The organism is Ruegeria sp. CDSB136, from assembly GCF_059610965.1.
Map to the genome: position 1 here is coordinate 46,676 of NZ_JBXWOP010000009.1, position 15,650 is coordinate 62,325.

The 15,650-nt window shown below is 59.8% G+C and carries 17 protein-coding genes; 6 read left to right on the forward strand and 11 right to left on the reverse strand.

Annotation, left to right across the window (positions count from 1 at the left end):
* Positions 1-6 precede the first annotated feature (6 nt).
* The 3 genes from AC2FIR_RS11205 (at position 7) to tdh (ending at position 2,908) form a co-directional block, all read left to right on the forward strand.
* Positions 7-570, forward strand: coding sequence for a helix-turn-helix domain-containing protein (locus AC2FIR_RS11205; RefSeq protein WP_170615489.1), 564 nt, complete (start codon positions 7-9; stop codon positions 568-570).
* Between the two features lie 110 nt (positions 571-680).
* Positions 681-1,865 (forward strand): glycine C-acetyltransferase, encoded by a 1,185-nt coding sequence (locus AC2FIR_RS11210; RefSeq protein WP_321250517.1) that lies wholly within the window; start codon positions 681-683, stop codon positions 1,863-1,865.
* A 14-nt stretch (positions 1,866-1,879) separates the two neighbouring features.
* Positions 1,880-2,908 carry an L-threonine 3-dehydrogenase gene (gene tdh / locus AC2FIR_RS11215; protein WP_480904236.1) on the forward strand — a complete coding sequence of 343 codons (1,029 nt, stop codon included), beginning with the start codon at positions 1,880-1,882 and terminating at the stop codon, positions 2,906-2,908.
* A gap of 64 nt (positions 2,909-2,972) precedes the next feature.
* Here the strand turns inward: tdh and infB are convergent, their stop codons facing one another.
* The 6 genes from infB to pip all read right to left on the reverse strand — a co-directional run bounded on the left by infB (position 2,973) and on the right by pip (position 10,264).
* Positions 2,973-5,447, reverse strand: a complete 2,475-nt coding sequence (gene infB, locus AC2FIR_RS11220) for a translation initiation factor IF-2 (protein WP_496746744.1) — start codon at positions 5,445-5,447, stop codon at positions 2,973-2,975.
* A gap of 8 nt (positions 5,448-5,455) precedes the next feature.
* A complete protein-coding gene (locus tag AC2FIR_RS11225) occupies positions 5,456-6,079 on the reverse strand; it encodes an RNA-binding protein (RefSeq protein ID WP_170615495.1) in 624 nt (207 codons plus the stop codon).
* 22 nt (positions 6,080-6,101) lie between these two features.
* A complete protein-coding gene (gene nusA / locus AC2FIR_RS11230; RefSeq protein WP_480914968.1) occupies positions 6,102-7,715 on the reverse strand; it encodes a transcription termination factor NusA in 1,614 nt (537 codons plus the stop codon).
* Positions 7,715-8,305, reverse strand: a complete 591-nt coding sequence (gene rimP, locus AC2FIR_RS11235; protein WP_480914966.1) for a ribosome maturation factor RimP — start codon at positions 8,303-8,305, stop codon at positions 7,715-7,717. Before rimP ends, nusA begins: the two co-directional genes overlap by 1 nt.
* A gap of 160 nt (positions 8,306-8,465) precedes the next feature.
* Positions 8,466-9,287: an ABC transporter substrate-binding protein gene (locus AC2FIR_RS11240; protein WP_496746746.1), complete on the reverse strand. Its 822-nt coding sequence runs from the start codon at positions 9,285-9,287 to the stop codon at positions 8,466-8,468.
* A complete protein-coding gene (gene pip / locus AC2FIR_RS11245) occupies positions 9,284-10,264 on the reverse strand; it encodes a prolyl aminopeptidase (RefSeq protein WP_480914963.1) in 981 nt (326 codons plus the stop codon). The genes AC2FIR_RS11240 and pip overlap by 4 nt, the downstream gene beginning before the upstream one ends.
* 48 nt (positions 10,265-10,312) lie before the next feature.
* Here pip and ubiG point away from each other — a divergent pair, with 48 nt between their 5' ends.
* Positions 10,313-11,059, forward strand: a complete 747-nt coding sequence (gene ubiG, locus AC2FIR_RS11250; RefSeq protein WP_480914961.1) for a bifunctional 2-polyprenyl-6-hydroxyphenol methylase/3-demethylubiquinol 3-O-methyltransferase UbiG — start codon at positions 10,313-10,315, stop codon at positions 11,057-11,059.
* 52 nt (positions 11,060-11,111) lie between these two features.
* Here the strand turns inward: ubiG and AC2FIR_RS11255 are convergent, their stop codons facing one another.
* From AC2FIR_RS11255 to AC2FIR_RS11270, 4 genes are read right to left on the reverse strand one after another with little or no spacing between them, the layout of a single operon-like run.
* Positions 11,112-11,552, reverse strand: a complete 441-nt coding sequence (locus AC2FIR_RS11255) for a MarR family winged helix-turn-helix transcriptional regulator (RefSeq protein ID WP_010442526.1) — start codon at positions 11,550-11,552, stop codon at positions 11,112-11,114.
* A 14-nt stretch (positions 11,553-11,566) separates the two neighbouring features.
* Positions 11,567-12,397, reverse strand: coding sequence for a carbon-nitrogen hydrolase family protein (locus AC2FIR_RS11260; protein ID WP_496746747.1), 831 nt, complete (start codon positions 12,395-12,397; stop codon positions 11,567-11,569).
* Positions 12,397-12,654, reverse strand: a complete 258-nt coding sequence (grxC, locus tag AC2FIR_RS11265) for a glutaredoxin 3 (protein WP_170615509.1) — start codon at positions 12,652-12,654, stop codon at positions 12,397-12,399. Before grxC ends, AC2FIR_RS11260 begins: the two co-directional genes overlap by 1 nt.
* 36 nt (positions 12,655-12,690) lie before the next feature.
* Positions 12,691-13,437: a double zinc ribbon domain-containing protein gene (locus tag AC2FIR_RS11270; RefSeq protein ID WP_480914960.1), complete on the reverse strand. Its 747-nt coding sequence runs from the start codon at positions 13,435-13,437 to the stop codon at positions 12,691-12,693.
* On the opposite strand from AC2FIR_RS11270, the gene AC2FIR_RS11275 reads away from it, so the two are divergent.
* Positions 13,436-14,266 (forward strand): methyltransferase domain-containing protein, encoded by an 831-nt coding sequence (locus AC2FIR_RS11275; RefSeq protein WP_496746748.1) that lies wholly within the window; start codon positions 13,436-13,438, stop codon positions 14,264-14,266. The two genes, AC2FIR_RS11270 and AC2FIR_RS11275, sit on opposite strands and share 2 nt — an antisense overlap.
* A gap of 55 nt (positions 14,267-14,321) precedes the next feature.
* Positions 14,322-15,371, forward strand: coding sequence for a ferrochelatase (hemH, locus tag AC2FIR_RS11280; protein ID WP_480490802.1), 1,050 nt, complete (start codon positions 14,322-14,324; stop codon positions 15,369-15,371).
* Between the two features lie 72 nt (positions 15,372-15,443).
* Here hemH and AC2FIR_RS11285 read toward each other — a convergent pair whose 3' ends face one another.
* Positions 15,444-15,626: a hypothetical protein gene (locus AC2FIR_RS11285; protein ID WP_010442520.1), complete on the reverse strand. Its 183-nt coding sequence runs from the start codon at positions 15,624-15,626 to the stop codon at positions 15,444-15,446.
* Positions 15,627-15,650 lie beyond the last annotated feature (24 nt).

Here is a 15,650-nt window from a genome sequence, read left to right on the forward strand (position 1 = left end):
TCCGTCATGACGGAAAACACAGACGATATCCTGACACGCCTCCCCGCCCGCCTGAAAGAGGCGCGCCGGGCCAAGGGCCTGTCTCTCGAAGCGGTTGCCAACTTGAGCGGCGTCTCCCGGTCCATGGTCAGCCAGATCGAACGGGGCGAAAGCAGCCCGACCATTTCGACACTATGGAACCTGACCCGCGCCCTGCAGGTGGATTTTGCGGGCCTTCTGGAAGACTCCAAAGCCAAGGATCAAATCGAGGTGCTCAAGAAAACCGAAGTGCCGAGTATCGATAACATGGGCGAGCGATGCCGGATTCACATCCTGTCGCCGCCGGAAGAGGCCGGTGGGCACGAAGTTTACGATATTCAGTTCGAAGACGGCGGTGCGTTGAACAGCCAGCCCCATAAGCGGGGCGCACGGGAACAGTTAACCGTTTTGGAGGGCGCCGTCCGGGTCACTTCGGGGAACGCCGTTTCGGACCTGAAGCAAGGCGATACCGCCCGGTATGCGGCGGATATTGCGCATTCCATTTCCGCCGATGGCCCGGCACGGGTTTTCCTGATCGTGAAAAACGCCTGACATCAGCAAATTTCCGCCTTCACGGAAATTTTTCCTTCATACTGTAATTCCCCTATTTGGGAATCTTGTCCGCTATGTTAGAAGCGCGACTCAGATGAACGGAGGTCGCCATGGCAGATGCATTCTTGTCCCACATCACGGACACCCTTGCGCAGATCGAAGCAGAAGGCCTGTACAAACGCGAACGAATGATCACCTCGCCCCAGGGCGGTGAGATTACGGTGGGCGACAGGCAGGTTATCAACCTGTGTGCAAACAATTACCTGGGTCTGGCCGATCACCCGGCGCTGATCGAGGCTGCCACGAACGCGATGGGACCTAAAGGGTTCGGTATGGCTTCGGTGCGTTTCATCTGTGGTACGCAGGATATTCACCGGGAACTGGAACAGGCGTTGGCGAAGTTCCTGAACAAGGACGATTCCATCCTGTTTGCAGCCTGTTTCGACGCCAATGGCGGACTGTTCGAACCTTTGTTAGGCCCGGAAGACGCCATTATCTCGGACAGTCTGAACCACGCGTCGATCATTGACGGCGTGCGGCTGTGCAAGGCGAAGCGCTATCGCTACATGAACAATGATATGAACGACCTTGAAGCCTGGTTGAAACAGGCGCGCGAGGACGGGGCGCGGCATGTCATGATCGCTACTGATGGCGTGTTTTCCATGGACGGCTATCTGGCCAACCTGCCAAAAATTCGCGAACTGGCGGACAAGTACGATGCCATCGTCATGGTAGATGACTGCCACGCCACCGGCTTCATGGGGCCGAACGGTGCCGGAACACCGGATCACTTCGGTGTCGACGTAGACATTCTGACGGGAACTCTGGGCAAGGCACTTGGGGGGGCAATCGGCGGCTATATCGCCGGGCCGCAGCCAGTGATTGACCTGCTGCGGCAGCGGGCGCGGCCCTATCTGTTCTCAAACTCGCTGCCGCCTTCCATCGTCGCCGCAGGGCTTGAAGCCATCCGTCTGGTCGAACAGGGCGACATGCTGCGCGCTCAGCTATTCGGCAATGCGAAATACTGGCGCGCGGGTCTGGAAAAGCTTGGATTTGATCTGCTGCCCGGCGAGCACCCGATCATCCCCGTGATGCTGGGAGAAGCGCAGTTGGCGCAGGACATGGCCGCACGACTGTTTGACGAAGGCGTCTATGTTTCGGGCTTCTTCTTTCCTGTCGTGCCACGCGGAAAGGCGCGGATCAGAACCCAGATGAATGCGGCCTTGACAAGGGACGAACTGGACAGCGCACTGGCGGCCTTCGGTAAGGTCGGCAAGGAGCTGGGAGTGATCTGATGCGACCCAACACAATGAAGGCGCTCGAGAAGTCCAGGCCCGAGGAAGGGCTTTGGATGGTGCGGGCTCCAGTGCCGGAAATCGGCCCTGATGAGGTGCTGATCAGGATCAACAAGACCGGTATCTGCGGCACCGATATTCATATCTGGAACTGGGATGAATGGGCCGCGCATACTGTTCCGGTGCCGATGATCACCGGCCACGAGTTTGCCGGAGTGATTGTTGAGATCGGACGCAACGTGACGGGTCTTGAGGTTGGCCAGCGGTGCTCGGGGGAAGGGCATCTGATCGGGACCGACAGCCGACAGAGCCGCGCAGGCAAGTTTCACCTCGACCCCGGCACGCGCGGCATCGGGGTAAACGAACAGGGGGCGTTTGCCCAATACCTGAAGCTGCCCGCCTTTAACGTTGTGCCCTTGCCGGACGACGTCCCGGATGAAATCGGAGCGATCCTTGATCCGCTCGGCAATGCGGTGCACACGGCGCTCAGCTTTGATTTGCTGGGAGAGGATGTTCTGATTACCGGAGCGGGTCCCATTGGCATCATGGCTGCTGCGGTCGCCCGTCATGCCGGGGCACGGCATGTGGTGATCACCGATATCAACCCGGATCGTTTGAAGCTTGCCGAACATGTCGTACCCACAGTGCGCGCCGTCGATGTCAGTCGCGAAGACCTGAAAGACGTTATCGCTGCGCTTGGAATGCAACAGGGGTTCGATGTGGGCCTGGAGATGTCAGGCTCACAAGCCGCGCTGGATCAGATGGTCGAAGCGCTGGTGATGGGCGGCAAGATTGCCCTTCTGGGTATCCCGCCCGGCAAATCCCCGGTCGACTGGTCGCGCATCGTGTTCAAGGCGATCACCATCAAAGGCGTCTATGGCCGCGAGATGTTCGAGACCTGGTACAAGATGATAGCCATGCTTCAGAACGGCCTGGATGTCAGCCGGGTTATCACTCATCGGTTCAACGTCGACGATTTCGCCAAAGGGTTTGAGGCCATGAAATCCGGTCAATCCGGCAAAGTGGTGCTGGACTGGACCTGAAGTGACAAAACGAAAACAGCGGCCCGAATGAGCCGCTGTTTTTCTTTGTCTGATTGTGTCTGGATCAGTCCAGCGTGCGGGTAACTTCTTCGCGTTCGAAGATTTCGATGACGTCGCCTTGGCGGATGTCATCGTAGTTCTCGAATGCCATACCACATTCCTGACCCGACTGGACTTCGGCCACTTCGTCCTTGAAGCGCTTCAGCGTCTTCAGCGTGCCTTCGTGGATCACCACGTTGTCGCGCAGTAGACGGACGCCTGCGGAACGACGGGCAACACCTTCGGTGACCAGACAGCCAGCAACCTTGCCAACACCGGTGACCTTGAAGACTTCGCGAATCTCGGCGTAGCCGATGAACTTCTCGCGAATTTCGGCGCTCAGCAGACCCGATGCAGCCGCTTTCACGTCATCAACGAGGTCATAGATCACAGAATAATAGCGGATCTCAACACCCTTCTGGTTCGCCGTATTCCGGGCTGACGCGTTGGCACGTACGTTGAAACCAAAGACCGGCGCGCCGGAGGCTTCAGCCAAGCCGACATCCGTCTCGGTAATCGCACCAACGCCCGAGTGCAGTACACGCACGCGCACTTCGTCGTTTCCGATCTTCTCCATCGCCTGAACAATGGCTTCGGCAGAACCCTGCACGTCGGCTTTGACGAGGATCGGCAACTCGGCCACGTTCTCGTCTTCCTTGGCTTTCTGCATCAGCTGCTCAAGGGTGGTCGCTGCACCGGCGGCGGCGCGTTTGTCCTTGGCGGCTTGTTCGCGGTAGGCTGCGATCTCACGGGCCTGTGCTTCGGTCTCGGTCACGTTCAGAACGTCACCGGCCTCGGGCGTACCATTGAGGCCCAGGACTTCGACCGGAACCGAGGGGCCAGCTTCCTTGACGCGTTCGCCCTTGTCGTTGATCAGCGCACGGACCTTGCCGTACTGTTCACCCACAACGAAGATATCGCCCTGACGCAGCGTGCCGTTCTGAACCAGAACAGTGGCCACAGGACCACGGCCCACATCCAGCTGCGCCTCGATCACGGCGCCCTGGGCGGCGCGGTCGGGGTTGGCTTTCAGTTCCAGAATCTCGGCTTGCAGCGCGATGGCCTCCAGCAGTTCGTCCAGGCCCTGACCGGTGATGGCCGACACTTCGACGTCCTGAACTTCACCCGACATCTTCTCGACGATCACTTCGTGTTGCAGCAGGTCGGTGCGGACCTTGTCCGGGTTCGCGTCCGGTTTGTCGATCTTGTTGATCGCCACGATCATCGGCACTTCGGCCGCCTTGGCGTGGTTGATCGCCTCGATCGTCTGCGGCATCACCGCGTCATCGGCCGCAACCACCAGAACCACGATATCCGTGACCTGGGCACCGCGCGAGCGCATCGAGGTAAAGGCCGCGTGGCCCGGCGTATCCAGGAAGGTCAGCGTGGTGCCGCCATCAGTTTCGACCTGATAGGCGCCGATATGCTGGGTGATGCCACCGGCCTCGCCTGCGACGACCCGCGCATCGCGGATCGCGTCCAGCAGCGAGGTCTTACCGTGGTCAACGTGACCCATGATCGTAATGACCGGCGGGCGCGGTTGCAGATCTTTTTCGCTGTCTTCGACCTCTTTGATGACGTCCTCGACATCCGAATCGGAAACACGGGTGACCTTGTGGCCGAACTCTTCGATGATCAGCTCGGCTGTATCGGCGTCGATGGTCTGGTTCTGCGTCACCATCATGCCCATCTGCATAAGGGATTTGACTACATCGGCCACGCGCTCGGCCATACGGTTCGCCAGTTCCGAAACCATGATCGCTTCGGGCAACTGTACGTCGCGGATCACCTTTTCGCGCTCGACCGGGCCGCCCATGGCTTTCTGACGCGCACGCTCCTGCTTGCGCTTCATCGACGCCATCGAGCGCTGACGGTTACCTTCGCCACCGGTGGCCTGACCCAGTGTCAGCTTGCCGGACCTGCGGTTGTCGTCACGCCCTTTGCCGCGACCACGTTGTTCGCGTTCGCGATCCTGCTTGCGCGGAATCGCCGCTGGCGCAGGCTTGCTGGCCGGGCTGCGGGCCGCCTTGGGTTCTTCGGGGGTCGGGGCCTCAGCGGCGCGTTTGGCGGCTTCTTCCGCCTCTTTGCGCTTGCGCTCTTCGTCTTCTGCCTTCTGGCGCGCACGTTCTTCGGCCTCACGCTGTTCGCGTTCCTTGGCCTCTTGCTCGGCACGGCGGCGGGCGCGTTCTTCTTCACGCGCCTTTTCTTCCGCCTCGCGGGCAGCAGCCTCGTCGGCCTCCCGCGCCTTGGCGGCCTGCAATGCCTTCATGCGGCGCGCCATTTCGGCATCCGAGATGCCGGCCGGACGACGTGAAGGATCACCCGACGGCGCAGCGCCGCCACCTGGCTTGCTGGCACCCGGCTTGGGAACCACCACGCGTTTGCGTTTGGTTTCCACCACGACATTCTTGGTGCGTCCGTGGCTGAAACTCTGTTTCACATTTCCGGGGCGTGCCCCGCCACGAAGACCCAATGTCTTTTTGCCGTCACTATCGCTCATAAAGCTTCTTACCCTTCCGAGCGGCCCTTGCCGCCGTCATCCGTTTCGCGCAAGCCACGCAGGCGCTGCGCTTCCTCTACAACACGTTTGGCGAGTCCGCCAGAGGCCAGAGCCGCATGAATCACGGTTTGGCGCCCAAATGCCTGTCCCAACTCGTCCGCCGTCAGCCAACCGATGTATTTTCCAAAATGCGGCGTGCTCAGTTTCGACTTGCCGCGCCCCGATCCATCGGTGGCCTGAATCAGTACCTGGGCCTCTTCCCGGTCCAGCCACGTCTTGACCTTTTCGTAGCCGGCGACCGCATCGCCGGACTTGCGGGCCAAGCTCAGCAGTTCAATCACCCGGCGCGAAATCTGCCGCTCGACCTCATCCGCCAGATCCTGCGGTATGGTCACCTGAGCCTTGAACCCGCGTGCAAACAGTTTCTTGCCCACGGCCCGGTCCAGTGCGGCGCGATCCGCCGCCACATAGACCCCACGTCCCGGCAGTTTCGCCGCGACATCCGGATAGACCTGACCGTCCGGCCCCGTCACAAAGCGTATCAACCCATATTTAGGCTGAACTTCGCCCGTGGCGATGCACTTGCGTTCAGGTCCTTCGGACCGGTCTTTATGGACGCCACCGCGACCCATTCACGCCACCCGAGGCCTGAAATCAGGCCTCGGCCTCCTCGTCTGCAATTTCACTGTCTTCTTCGGCCTGCTGCAGTTCGGCCGGGTCAACCCAACCCAGCATGATGCGGGCCGTCATGACCAGATCCTGTGCTTCTTCCAGCGTGACGCCGAAAGGCTCCAGAACACCGTCATCCTTGATGCGTTCGCCGTCGACCGTGGTCCAGCCACCGGCCAGTTCCCAGTCCGCGCAGGTCGCGAAGTCTTCCAGTGTCTTCACATCGTCCTTGGCCAGCGCCTCAACCATCTGGGGTGTCAGGCCTTCGAATTCAATAAGGCTATCCTCGGCGCCCAGGGCGCGGGCAGCATCCAGCGCGGCCTTGGCCTGTGCTTCCAGGAATTCCCGCGCGCGGGTTTGCAGTTCCTGCGCGGTGCCTTCGTCAACACCGTCAATGACCAGCAGCTCGTCGATCTCGACGTAAGCCACCTCTTCGAGGTTGGTGAAACCCTCTGAGACCAGCAACTGAGCAAAGAATTCGTCCAGATCCAGGCTTTCCATGAACAGCTTGGTGCGGGCTTCGAATTCCTTCTGACGACGCGCCGACTCTTCGGCCTCGGTCATGATGTCGATGTCCAGACCGGTCAGCTGGCTGGCCAGACGCACGTTCTGACCCCGGCGACCGATGGCAAGGCTCAATTGTTCCTCGGGGACCACAACCTCGATCTTGCCGGCTTCTTCGTCCAGAACCACCTTGGAAACCTCGGCGGGTTGCAGCGCGTTCACCAGGAATGTCGGCTGATCTTCGTTCCACGGGATGATGTCGATCTTTTCGCCCTGCAGCTCGTTCACGACGGCCTGCACGCGGCTGCCGCGCATACCGACGCAGGCACCGACGGGATCAATTGAGCCGTCATAGGAAATCACGGCAATCTTCGCACGCGAGCCGGGGTCACGGGCCACGGCCTTGACCTCAATGATGCCGTCATAGATTTCCGGCACTTCCATCTTGAACAGCTCAGCCATGAATTCCGGCGCGGTACGCGACAGGAAGATCTGGTGGCCGCGAACCTCGCGGCGGACTTCCTTGATATAAGCGCGCACACGGTCATTCGGGCGATAGCTTTCGCGGCCAATCTTGTCGTTGCGGCGCAGAACGGCCTCGGCACCACCCAGATCGACGATGACATTGCCGAATTCTTCGCGCTTGACGGCACCGTTGATGATGGTTCCGGCGCGATCCTTGAATTCTTCGTACTGACGATCACGCTCAGCCTCGCGGACCTTCTGCAGGATCACCTGTTTCGCCGACTGGGCAGCGATACGACCCATTTCGACCGGCGGCACCTCTTCAGCGAAGACGTCACCGACTTGCGGGTCTTCCATGTACTGCTTAGCCTGCTCGACGGTGAACTCGGCCTGATAGTTTTCCAGCTCGTCATCCTCGACCACGGTACGAACGCGGGTAAAGGTGGCCTTGCCGGTCTTACGGTCGATGCTGACGCGAATGTCCATCTCGGCGCCGTAGCGGCTCTTGGCGGCGCGGGCGAGCGATTCTTCCATCGCTTCGACAACCAGACCGGGGTCGATCATCTTTTCGCGGGCCACGGCCTCGGCGGTCTGCAGCAGCTCCAGCTGGTTGGCTGAGGTGATTGCCATCAGTTCGTCTCCTCTTCGGACCCTTCGGTCTCAATATCGTCGAAAGCGTTTTCGTTCAGGGCACCGGCATCCTTGCGCTGGCGCAGCATTTCCTTGATCAGGTCGTCGGTCAGGACCAGCTTGGCGTCGCTCAGCCAGTCGAACTGCAGACCGATGGTGATCGTTTCTGACCCTTCGGGGATGTTTATCAGAACCTCGTCCCCTTCGATCCCGGCCAATTCACCCTTAAAGCGGCGGCGGCCGTCGATCAGCTCGGCAGTTTCGATCTTGGCTTCATACCCTTCGAAAGTCTCAAAATCCTTGAGACGAGTCAGAGGGCGGTCGATACCGGGGCTGGACACTTCCAGCGTATAGGTGTCAAGGATCGGATCCTCGACATCCAGCGTGGCGCTGACCGCGTTTGAAATCTCGGCGCAATCATCCACTTCGATACCGCCATCGGGCTTGTCGGCCATGATTTGCAGCGTGGTCTGTTTGCCGCTCATCAGGCGAATACGGACCAGCTCATACCCCAGATCCTCAATCACGGGGGTAATGATCTCGGCCAGTCGCCGATCGATGGCAGCTTTGGCTATCAGGTCGTTTGTCATCAGGTTCTCTACCCATGAATCGGGCACAAAAAAACGGGCGCGCGGCCCGTCGATCTTTTCCGGTGGAGCCCCGGACCCTAGCCCGACACGCCGCTGTTGAAACTGCATATACGCAGGGTTTTCCGAAACTGCAACCCCCGGCAGTTCACACTGAACGGAATTACGCCACCCACCACCTTTCGGCGATGCGCCCGTCGTCGAGCGCGCGGCCCTTTCCGATCTGGCGGGGCATTCCCACATGAGCAGCCAGCGCCAGTGCCATCTCCGATTCGGCGGGATAAAACCGCAAACCTCTCTGGCCCTTCAGCCCCTCCGAGGCAGGCAAGGCAGCGATGTCGACATACCCATCCCGCAATGCTTCAGCGCGGACATTTGGATCCGGAATGACGATGATTTCCACGGAGTCCGCCCAACCGGCCTGTCCGTCCTTGTAGTGGCCGCTCACCTTGCGCCCGAGGAAATGGCGGCCATCCTCGGCACGCTCGACACGGTAACACCCCGTCCCGTTCGCGGCGTGCAGTGGCGTGACCCCCTGCCCCTTGCGTGTAATGACAAACCGACTGTCGGCCAGAAGAAACGGCAGGCCCGGATTGGCCGCGGCCAATTCCAATCGTATCGAAGTCAGGGAAAGCGGTTCGGCCTGTCCGACTTCTTCCAGAACGGCCAGAACATCACCCATTTCCAAAACCGCGCCATCGTGAAACAGAACATTCTGTCGCAGCTCGAAATTCCAAACGCGCGCCTCGGCATCGGTTTGCCAACTGGTTGCCAGTTCTCCACGCAAGGTGCCATCCGGCGCAATCTCGGTCAGCGTATCGAACACCGCGCCGCGCGCCACTTGCTCGAGGCTGTCATCACGGGGCACGGCCAACCGCAAAGCCCCGCCCGATTTCGGCGTATCCGCAAGCGAAGCTCCGGTCGCCGCCAGCAGAGCGGCGGCGGCACCCGACGCAAACAGGGCTCGGCGGTCGATCCGTGTCATGCTACAGCCTCCTCGGCCACACGGTCCATGATACGGACCAGTTCGGCGCTAATTCCGGGCTCAGAGAGGGCGTGGCCTGCCTGCCGCACCATTTTCAGCTCGGCGTTGGACCAACGGTCGGCCAGATTCCAGGCTGCCTGCGGCGGGCAGATCATGTCATAGCGACCTTGAACGATATGGCCGGGAATATGTGCGATCCGATCCATCCGATCCAGAATCTGGCCGTCTTTCTCAAGAAATCCACCATTCATGAAATAGTGGTTTTCAAGCCGAGCAAAGGCGCGCGCATACTCTCCGGGGCTTTCCCCGGTCGATCCGTTGGAATGGATCGAAGCCAGCGCATTCTCCCAACTGGACCAGGCGCGGGCATACAGGATTTCGGTCGCGCGATCGCCTGAAAACAGGCGTTTGTGATAGGCGGTGATTGTATCGTGCAGTTCAGATTCGGGCAGCAGGGACGTGAATTTCGCCCACTGCTCGGGCCAGAATTTTCCGGCCCCACCGCCATAGAACCAGTCCAGTTCGGCCTTTGTCATCAGGAACACGCCACGCAGCACCAGACGGGCAACGTGATCCGGATGGGCCTGCGCGTAGATCAGCGCCAAGGTGGCCCCCCAGCTGCCGCCAAAAACGATCCACTCATCTATGTCCAGCAAAACCCGCAAGCGTTCGATATCGTCAACCAGATGCCATGTCGTGTTGTCCTCGACCGCAGCGTGGGGCCGGGACCGGCCACAGCCGCGCTGGTCGAAAAGAATCACCCGGTAAACATCAGGATCAAAATAGCGGCGCATCGCCGGACTGCAGCCGCCACCCGGGCCGCCATGCAAAACCACGACCGGTATCCCGTCGGGATTGCCGCATTGTTCCATATAGATGCGATGCCCGTCGCCCACATCCACCATCCGCTGATCGAACGGGTCGGTCGGCGGGTAGAGATATTGAACTGCGCGCTTTTGGTCCGGGTACTTGTCCATTATTGGCCTATATAGTCCTTACGGGTAAAAGAGCATACGGAGACAGGAATGCAAGCGCATCCGAACACGGTCGACCCTTCCGAGATCGCAAAATTCGAAGCGATGGCCGCGGAATGGTGGGATCCGCATGGTAAATTCAAGCCATTGCACATGCTGAATCCGTGCCGTCTGGACTATATCACACAACAGATTGCGGGCGAGTTCGATCGCGACCTGAAGGACCCTGATCCCTTTGAAGGCCTGCGTTTGCTGGATATCGGATGCGGTGGCGGATTGCTGAGCGAGCCGATGTCCCGACTGGGGGCCGAGGTCGTCGGCGCCGACGCCGCCGCAGGCAACCTGCCCGTCGCACGTATTCATGCGGAACAATCCGGGCTGCAAATCGACTATCGCCACACAACGGCCGAATCGCTGGCCGAGGCAGGCGAACAGTTCGACGTTGTCCTGAACATGGAAGTTGTCGAACACGTTGCTGATCCGCTCAGCTACCTGACGGCGACCCAGCACCTGCTGAAACCCGGCGGACTGCAGATCTGTTCGACCATCAACCGCAATCCGAAATCCTACGCCATGGCGATCATCGGAGCCGAAGTGGTCATGCGCTGGCTGCCGCGCGGCACCCATGAGTGGCACAAGTTCATCACACCAGACGAATTGTTCGACCTGCTGCGCCAGGCAGGGCTGGACCCGGTCGACCGCAAGGGGTTCGTGTTCAACCCAATCCTGTGGAATTGGTCAATTTCCGACCGCGACCTCAGCGTGAATTACGTGACCGCAAGCGTGAAGCCGGGGTGAGCTGATCGAGATGGGGGCAAGCGCCCATCTGACGCTGGATGCCGAATTGCCCCTATTCACCCTCAAGCTGCAACCGCAAATCCCGCAACACGGGCAGGGTGCTGCGGACCCGCTCCAGACCCAACTCTCCGACCACTCGGTTGATCAGCGGTGCAATCGACGAAATCGCCTGATCGCGCGCTCGGCGGCCGGCGGGGCTGATCGCCACCATCTTACGACGGGCATCGTCCCAGTCGGGTCGAATGTGGATGTATCCGGCCCATTCCAGCTTGGCCAAAGTGTTGGTCATCGCACCTCGGGTCACATGGAATGTGTTGGCCAGTTGCGCCGGGCTGCGCTCGTCTCCGACAAAGACCAGATGGTTCAGCACCGAGAAATGCGAGATCTCCATGCCCTTGGGCAGCACCCGGCTGAGCCGGTTTCGCAAAAGCTGATCGGCGGTCAGGATCTCGCTGAAAAGCGTGACCGCAAGGGCATTTTTCTCGTCCGTCATATTCCGGTTCTGGATCAGGGCCCGTCGAAAGGCCGCACGTGAGTCAATGAGGGCACACGGCTGCGCGCCTGTGTCACAGAACTATCATCCAAATCGAAAATGTGAATGCCCGGATCGTTACCTGCGTCGATCAGCACCTCTCCCCAAGGGGCCACAACCATGCTGTGGCCATAGGTATGACGCGTCCTGCCGCGGGTTTTCGGATGCTCACCCGTTTGTGCCGGGGCCAGAACCCAACAGCCGGTCTCAATCGCGCGCGCGCGCAACAACGGTTCCCAATGGGCCGCGCCGGTAACCGGTGAAAAAGCCGCCGGAACAGTCAGAATCCGCGCGCCGGACTGCGCCAGCGCCGCGTAAAGTTGCGGGAAGCGAATGTCATAGCAGACAGTCATGCCAACCTTGCCGAAATCGGTCTCGGCAATCACTGCCTTGTCGCCTGGCCGATAGTTCCTGGATTCGCGGAAGGTCTCAGACTCGGTGACCTGCACGTCGAACATGTGAATCTTGTCATAGCGGGCCACGATCTGACCCTTCGGTTCGATCAGGAAGGACCGGTTGGCGAATCGCCCATCTGCGTCATGGGTCCTGACCGCCAGCGAGCCGATCAGCAGCCAGACACCAAGCGTGGCGGCCTGTTCTCGCAGGCCGGCCAGCGTGATGTCATCTTCTTCGTGCTGCAAAACTTCGCGCTGCCGTGTGGTGTTTGTCGAGACGCAATTCGTGACCTCGGGCGTCAGGACAAACTGCGCGCCCTGCGCTGCCGCATCGGCCATCATGGCGCGCACCATAATGAGGTTTTCTGCCGGGTCATCCGACGAAGTGATTTGCAACAGCGCCGTTTTCATCAGGCCGCCAGCAGACGGTCCAGCTTGCCCTGCCGGTCCAGCTCGTACAGGTCATCGCAACCGCCGACATGGATGTCACCTACAAAGATCTGAGGCACCGTGCGTTTACCCGAGGCCCGTTTGATCATCTCTGGTTTTCGCTTGGGGTCCATCAGGACATCGATTTCTTTGAAATCGATACCCTTCTGCTTGAGCAGGCGTTTGGCAGCGTGGCAAAAGCCGCATAGCGGCGAGGTGTAGATTTCTACCGGCTTCATGTTCCGTTCCCTAGATTTCGCGCAATCTTGAGCGAATTAGGCATCCTTGGCAACGCGCGCCAGTACCAACACGAAAATATGATTTGCCCCCGCGATCTGGCATGCCCGGGTACAGGCTGCCAAAGTCGCGCCGGATGTCATCACGTCATCCACCAGAAGGATATCGCGGCCTGTCAGCAGGTTTCGCCGCTTGGGGTGAACTGCGATCGCATCAGACAGGATGTCCGCCCGTTCCGCTGCGGTTTTGCCATCCAGAACCGGGGTTTTTGTTCGACGCACCAGCAGGTCCGGACACATGTCCAGGCCGGTTTCACGGGCCAGACTTTGCGCCAGCAGGGCAGACTGATTGTATCGCCGTTTCAGCAGGCGCGACCAGTGCAACGGGACAGGTGCGATCAGCATCTCGTCGCGAAGCAGATCTTGGCCTGCCCGCGCCATCCAAAGGGCCGCTGTTCGGGCCAGTTCGGGCCTGTCACCGTGCTTGAAGCTCAGGATCAGCGATCGTGCCTGACCCTGATACAACAGCGCTGCGCGCCCGTCCCTCCATGGTCGGGGGCTCGCCAGACAATCGTCGCACTCGATTCTGTGACCATCCGCCTCGCCCTCTATCGGCATTCCGCAGGTTTCGCAGACGGTCCCGCCGATGAATGGTGTGTCACGCCAACAGGAGCCGCACAAACCAAAGTCGGATTCCGTCAATACGCCGCATCCCAGGCAACGCGGCGGGTAGATCAGTGCAACAACGGTTTGAATCCGCTGCCACATGCGATACTTGCGACCCATGAAACTGCCTGCCGACACTGCACCCTCGCCGTTTGATCGCTCGATACTGACCATGCGCCGCGCCCGTGCCCGGGACGATGCGTTGTTCCTGCATCACGCTGCCATGGATGAGGTGAAGGATCGGCTTTTGATGGTTAACAGAACCTTTACAGCACCGGCGATTATCACTCCGTTCCCGCATCTCTGGCGCGATTTTCTGCCCGCTGCTACCACCATAGCGGATAGTGAGGTTCTGGAGCTGGAGAGTGGATCGCATGATCTGGTTATTCACGCGATCGCGCTGCACTGGGCCAATGACCCGGTCGGGCAATTGATCCAATGCCGTCACGCCCTGCGCCCGGACGGGCTGCTGCTGGGCGTCTGTCCCGGTGGTGAAACCCTGCACGAACTGCGTGCAGCCCTGGGCCAGGCCGAGATCGAAGTAACCGGGGGGCTCAGCCCCCGCATCGCCCCGATGGCAGAACTGCGGGATCTGGGTGGGCTATTGCAGCGGGCCGGATTTGCATTGCCCGTGGCCGACAGGGCTACCGTGACAGCGGAATACCGTGACCTGATGCACCTGATGCACGATCTTCGCGCAATGGGTGAGACCAATATTCTGACCGCCCGTCTGAAATACCCGACTCAACGCCTTATCTTTGACAAAGCCCAGACCATCTACAACCGCCACTTTGCGTCGCCTCAGGGCCGTCTGCTGGCGACGTTCGAATTGATCTGCCTGACAGGCTGGTCCCCGCACGACAGCCAACCGCAACCGTTGCGCCCCGGGTCCGCCCGCATGCGACTAGCTGAAGCTTTAGGGACAAAAGAAGGCAAACTGTCCGATTGACCGCCGGGCATTTCCGTTTATCTCAGGCCGGACCACAAAAACTCAGGAAGCCTAAATGACTGACGCAACCCGCCCCGACCATGCACCAGCCGACCACCCAAAGGTCAAAACGGGCCGCGTCGGAATCCTGCTGGCAAATCTCGGCACGCCGGATGACTACAGCTATTGGCCGATGCGGCGTTATTTGAACGAGTTTCTGTCGGATCAACGCGTGATCGACTATCCAAAGTGGAAGTGGCAACCGATCCTGCAGGGGATCATCCTGACCAAGCGCCCGTTCAGCTCGGGTGAGGCCTACAAATCGATCTGGAATCACGACGAGGGCGAAAGCCCGTTGATGACGATCACCAAGGACCAGACAGCCAAGCTGCGCAACGCAATGCAAGATCGTTACGGCGATCAGGTGATGGTCGATTTCTGCATGCGCTATGGCAACCCTTCGACCAAGTCCAAAGTAAGCGAGATGGTGGCGGCGGGCTGTGACCGCATCCTGTTCTTCCCGCTCTACCCGCAATACGCGGGAGCCACGACAGCGACAGCAAATGATCAGTTCTTCCGGGCGCTGATGGAGGAGGTCTGGCAACCGGCCACCCGGACCGTACCCGCGTATTTTGACGAACCTGCCTACATCGACGCATTGGCGGGGTCGGTTGAGCGCGCTTATGCAGAGATGGAGACGAGGCCCGACATTCTCGTCTGTTCCTATCACGGGATGCCGGAACGCTATTTGCAGCAAGGCGACCCCTATCACTGCCAATGCGCAAAAACGACCAGATTGCTGAAAGAGCGGCTGGGCTGGACAGACGATCAGCTGGTTTCGACGTTCCAGTCCAGGTTCGGACCCGAGGAATGGCTGAAGCCCTACACCGTCGATCACGTCGCCGATCTGGCGCGGCAGGGCAAAAAGAACATCGCGGTAATCGCCCCGGCCTTTTCAGCCGACTGCATCGAAACGCTGGAAGAAATCAACGAAGAAATTCGGGAAAGCTTTGAGGAGGCCGGCGGCGAGGGCTTTACTTATATCCCATGCCTCAACGCCGATGATTCGCATATCGCCGCACTTGGCGCGGTGATCGAAGACAATCTCAGGGGCTGGCTGGACTGAACGACCCACGGACCGGACACAAAAAAAGGCGATGGATAAATCCACCGCCTTTTCTTTGATCAGCTTGTCGAATTAGCTTGCTGCAACAGCTGCGGCAACAACAACCAGCAGGATCAGCGGCAGGATGATACCCTGCGACGAACCTTGGGTTTCTTCGACAACGACAGGTGCCTCTACAACCGGCTCTTCCAGGTTGCCAGCATAGGCAGTCGAAGCAGCAGCGGTCAGAGCAGCGGCGAGAACGAGTTTTTTCATATTAACCTCCAGAATTTGCGTGAT

Coding starts and splice junctions, on each gene's coding strand:
- ubiG (WP_480914961.1), top strand. CDS start 10,313: ATGCAAGCGCATCCGAACACGGTCGACCCTTCCGAGATCGCAAAATTC.
- AC2FIR_RS11270 (WP_480914960.1), bottom strand. CDS start 13,437: ATGGGTCGCAAGTATCGCATGTGGCAGCGGATTCAAACCGTTGTTGCA.
- AC2FIR_RS11255 (WP_010442526.1), bottom strand. CDS start 11,552: ATGACGGACGAGAAAAATGCCCTTGCGGTCACGCTTTTCAGCGAGATC.
- AC2FIR_RS11205 (WP_170615489.1), top strand. CDS start 7: ATGACGGAAAACACAGACGATATCCTGACACGCCTCCCCGCCCGCCTG.
- AC2FIR_RS11210 (WP_321250517.1), top strand. CDS start 681: ATGGCAGATGCATTCTTGTCCCACATCACGGACACCCTTGCGCAGATC.
- AC2FIR_RS11240 (WP_496746746.1), bottom strand. CDS start 9,287: ATGACACGGATCGACCGCCGAGCCCTGTTTGCGTCGGGTGCCGCCGCC.
- pip (WP_480914963.1), bottom strand. CDS start 10,264: ATGGACAAGTACCCGGACCAAAAGCGCGCAGTTCAATATCTCTACCCG.
- rimP (WP_480914966.1), bottom strand. CDS start 8,305: ATGACAAACGACCTGATAGCCAAAGCTGCCATCGATCGGCGACTGGCC.
- hemH (WP_480490802.1), top strand. CDS start 14,322: ATGACTGACGCAACCCGCCCCGACCATGCACCAGCCGACCACCCAAAG.
- nusA (WP_480914968.1), bottom strand. CDS start 7,715: ATGGCAATCACCTCAGCCAACCAGCTGGAGCTGCTGCAGACCGCCGAG.
- tdh (WP_480904236.1), top strand. CDS start 1,880: ATGAAGGCGCTCGAGAAGTCCAGGCCCGAGGAAGGGCTTTGGATGGTG.
- AC2FIR_RS11225 (WP_170615495.1), bottom strand. CDS start 6,079: ATGGGTCGCGGTGGCGTCCATAAAGACCGGTCCGAAGGACCTGAACGC.
- grxC (WP_170615509.1), bottom strand. CDS start 12,654: ATGAAGCCGGTAGAAATCTACACCTCGCCGCTATGCGGCTTTTGCCAC.
- AC2FIR_RS11285 (WP_010442520.1), bottom strand. CDS start 15,626: ATGAAAAAACTCGTTCTCGCCGCTGCTCTGACCGCTGCTGCTTCGACT.
- AC2FIR_RS11275 (WP_496746748.1), top strand. CDS start 13,436: ATGAAACTGCCTGCCGACACTGCACCCTCGCCGTTTGATCGCTCGATA.
- AC2FIR_RS11260 (WP_496746747.1), bottom strand. CDS start 12,397: ATGAAAACGGCGCTGTTGCAAATCACTTCGTCGGATGACCCGGCAGAA.
- infB (WP_496746744.1), bottom strand. CDS start 5,447: ATGAGCGATAGTGACGGCAAAAAGACATTGGGTCTTCGTGGCGGGGCA.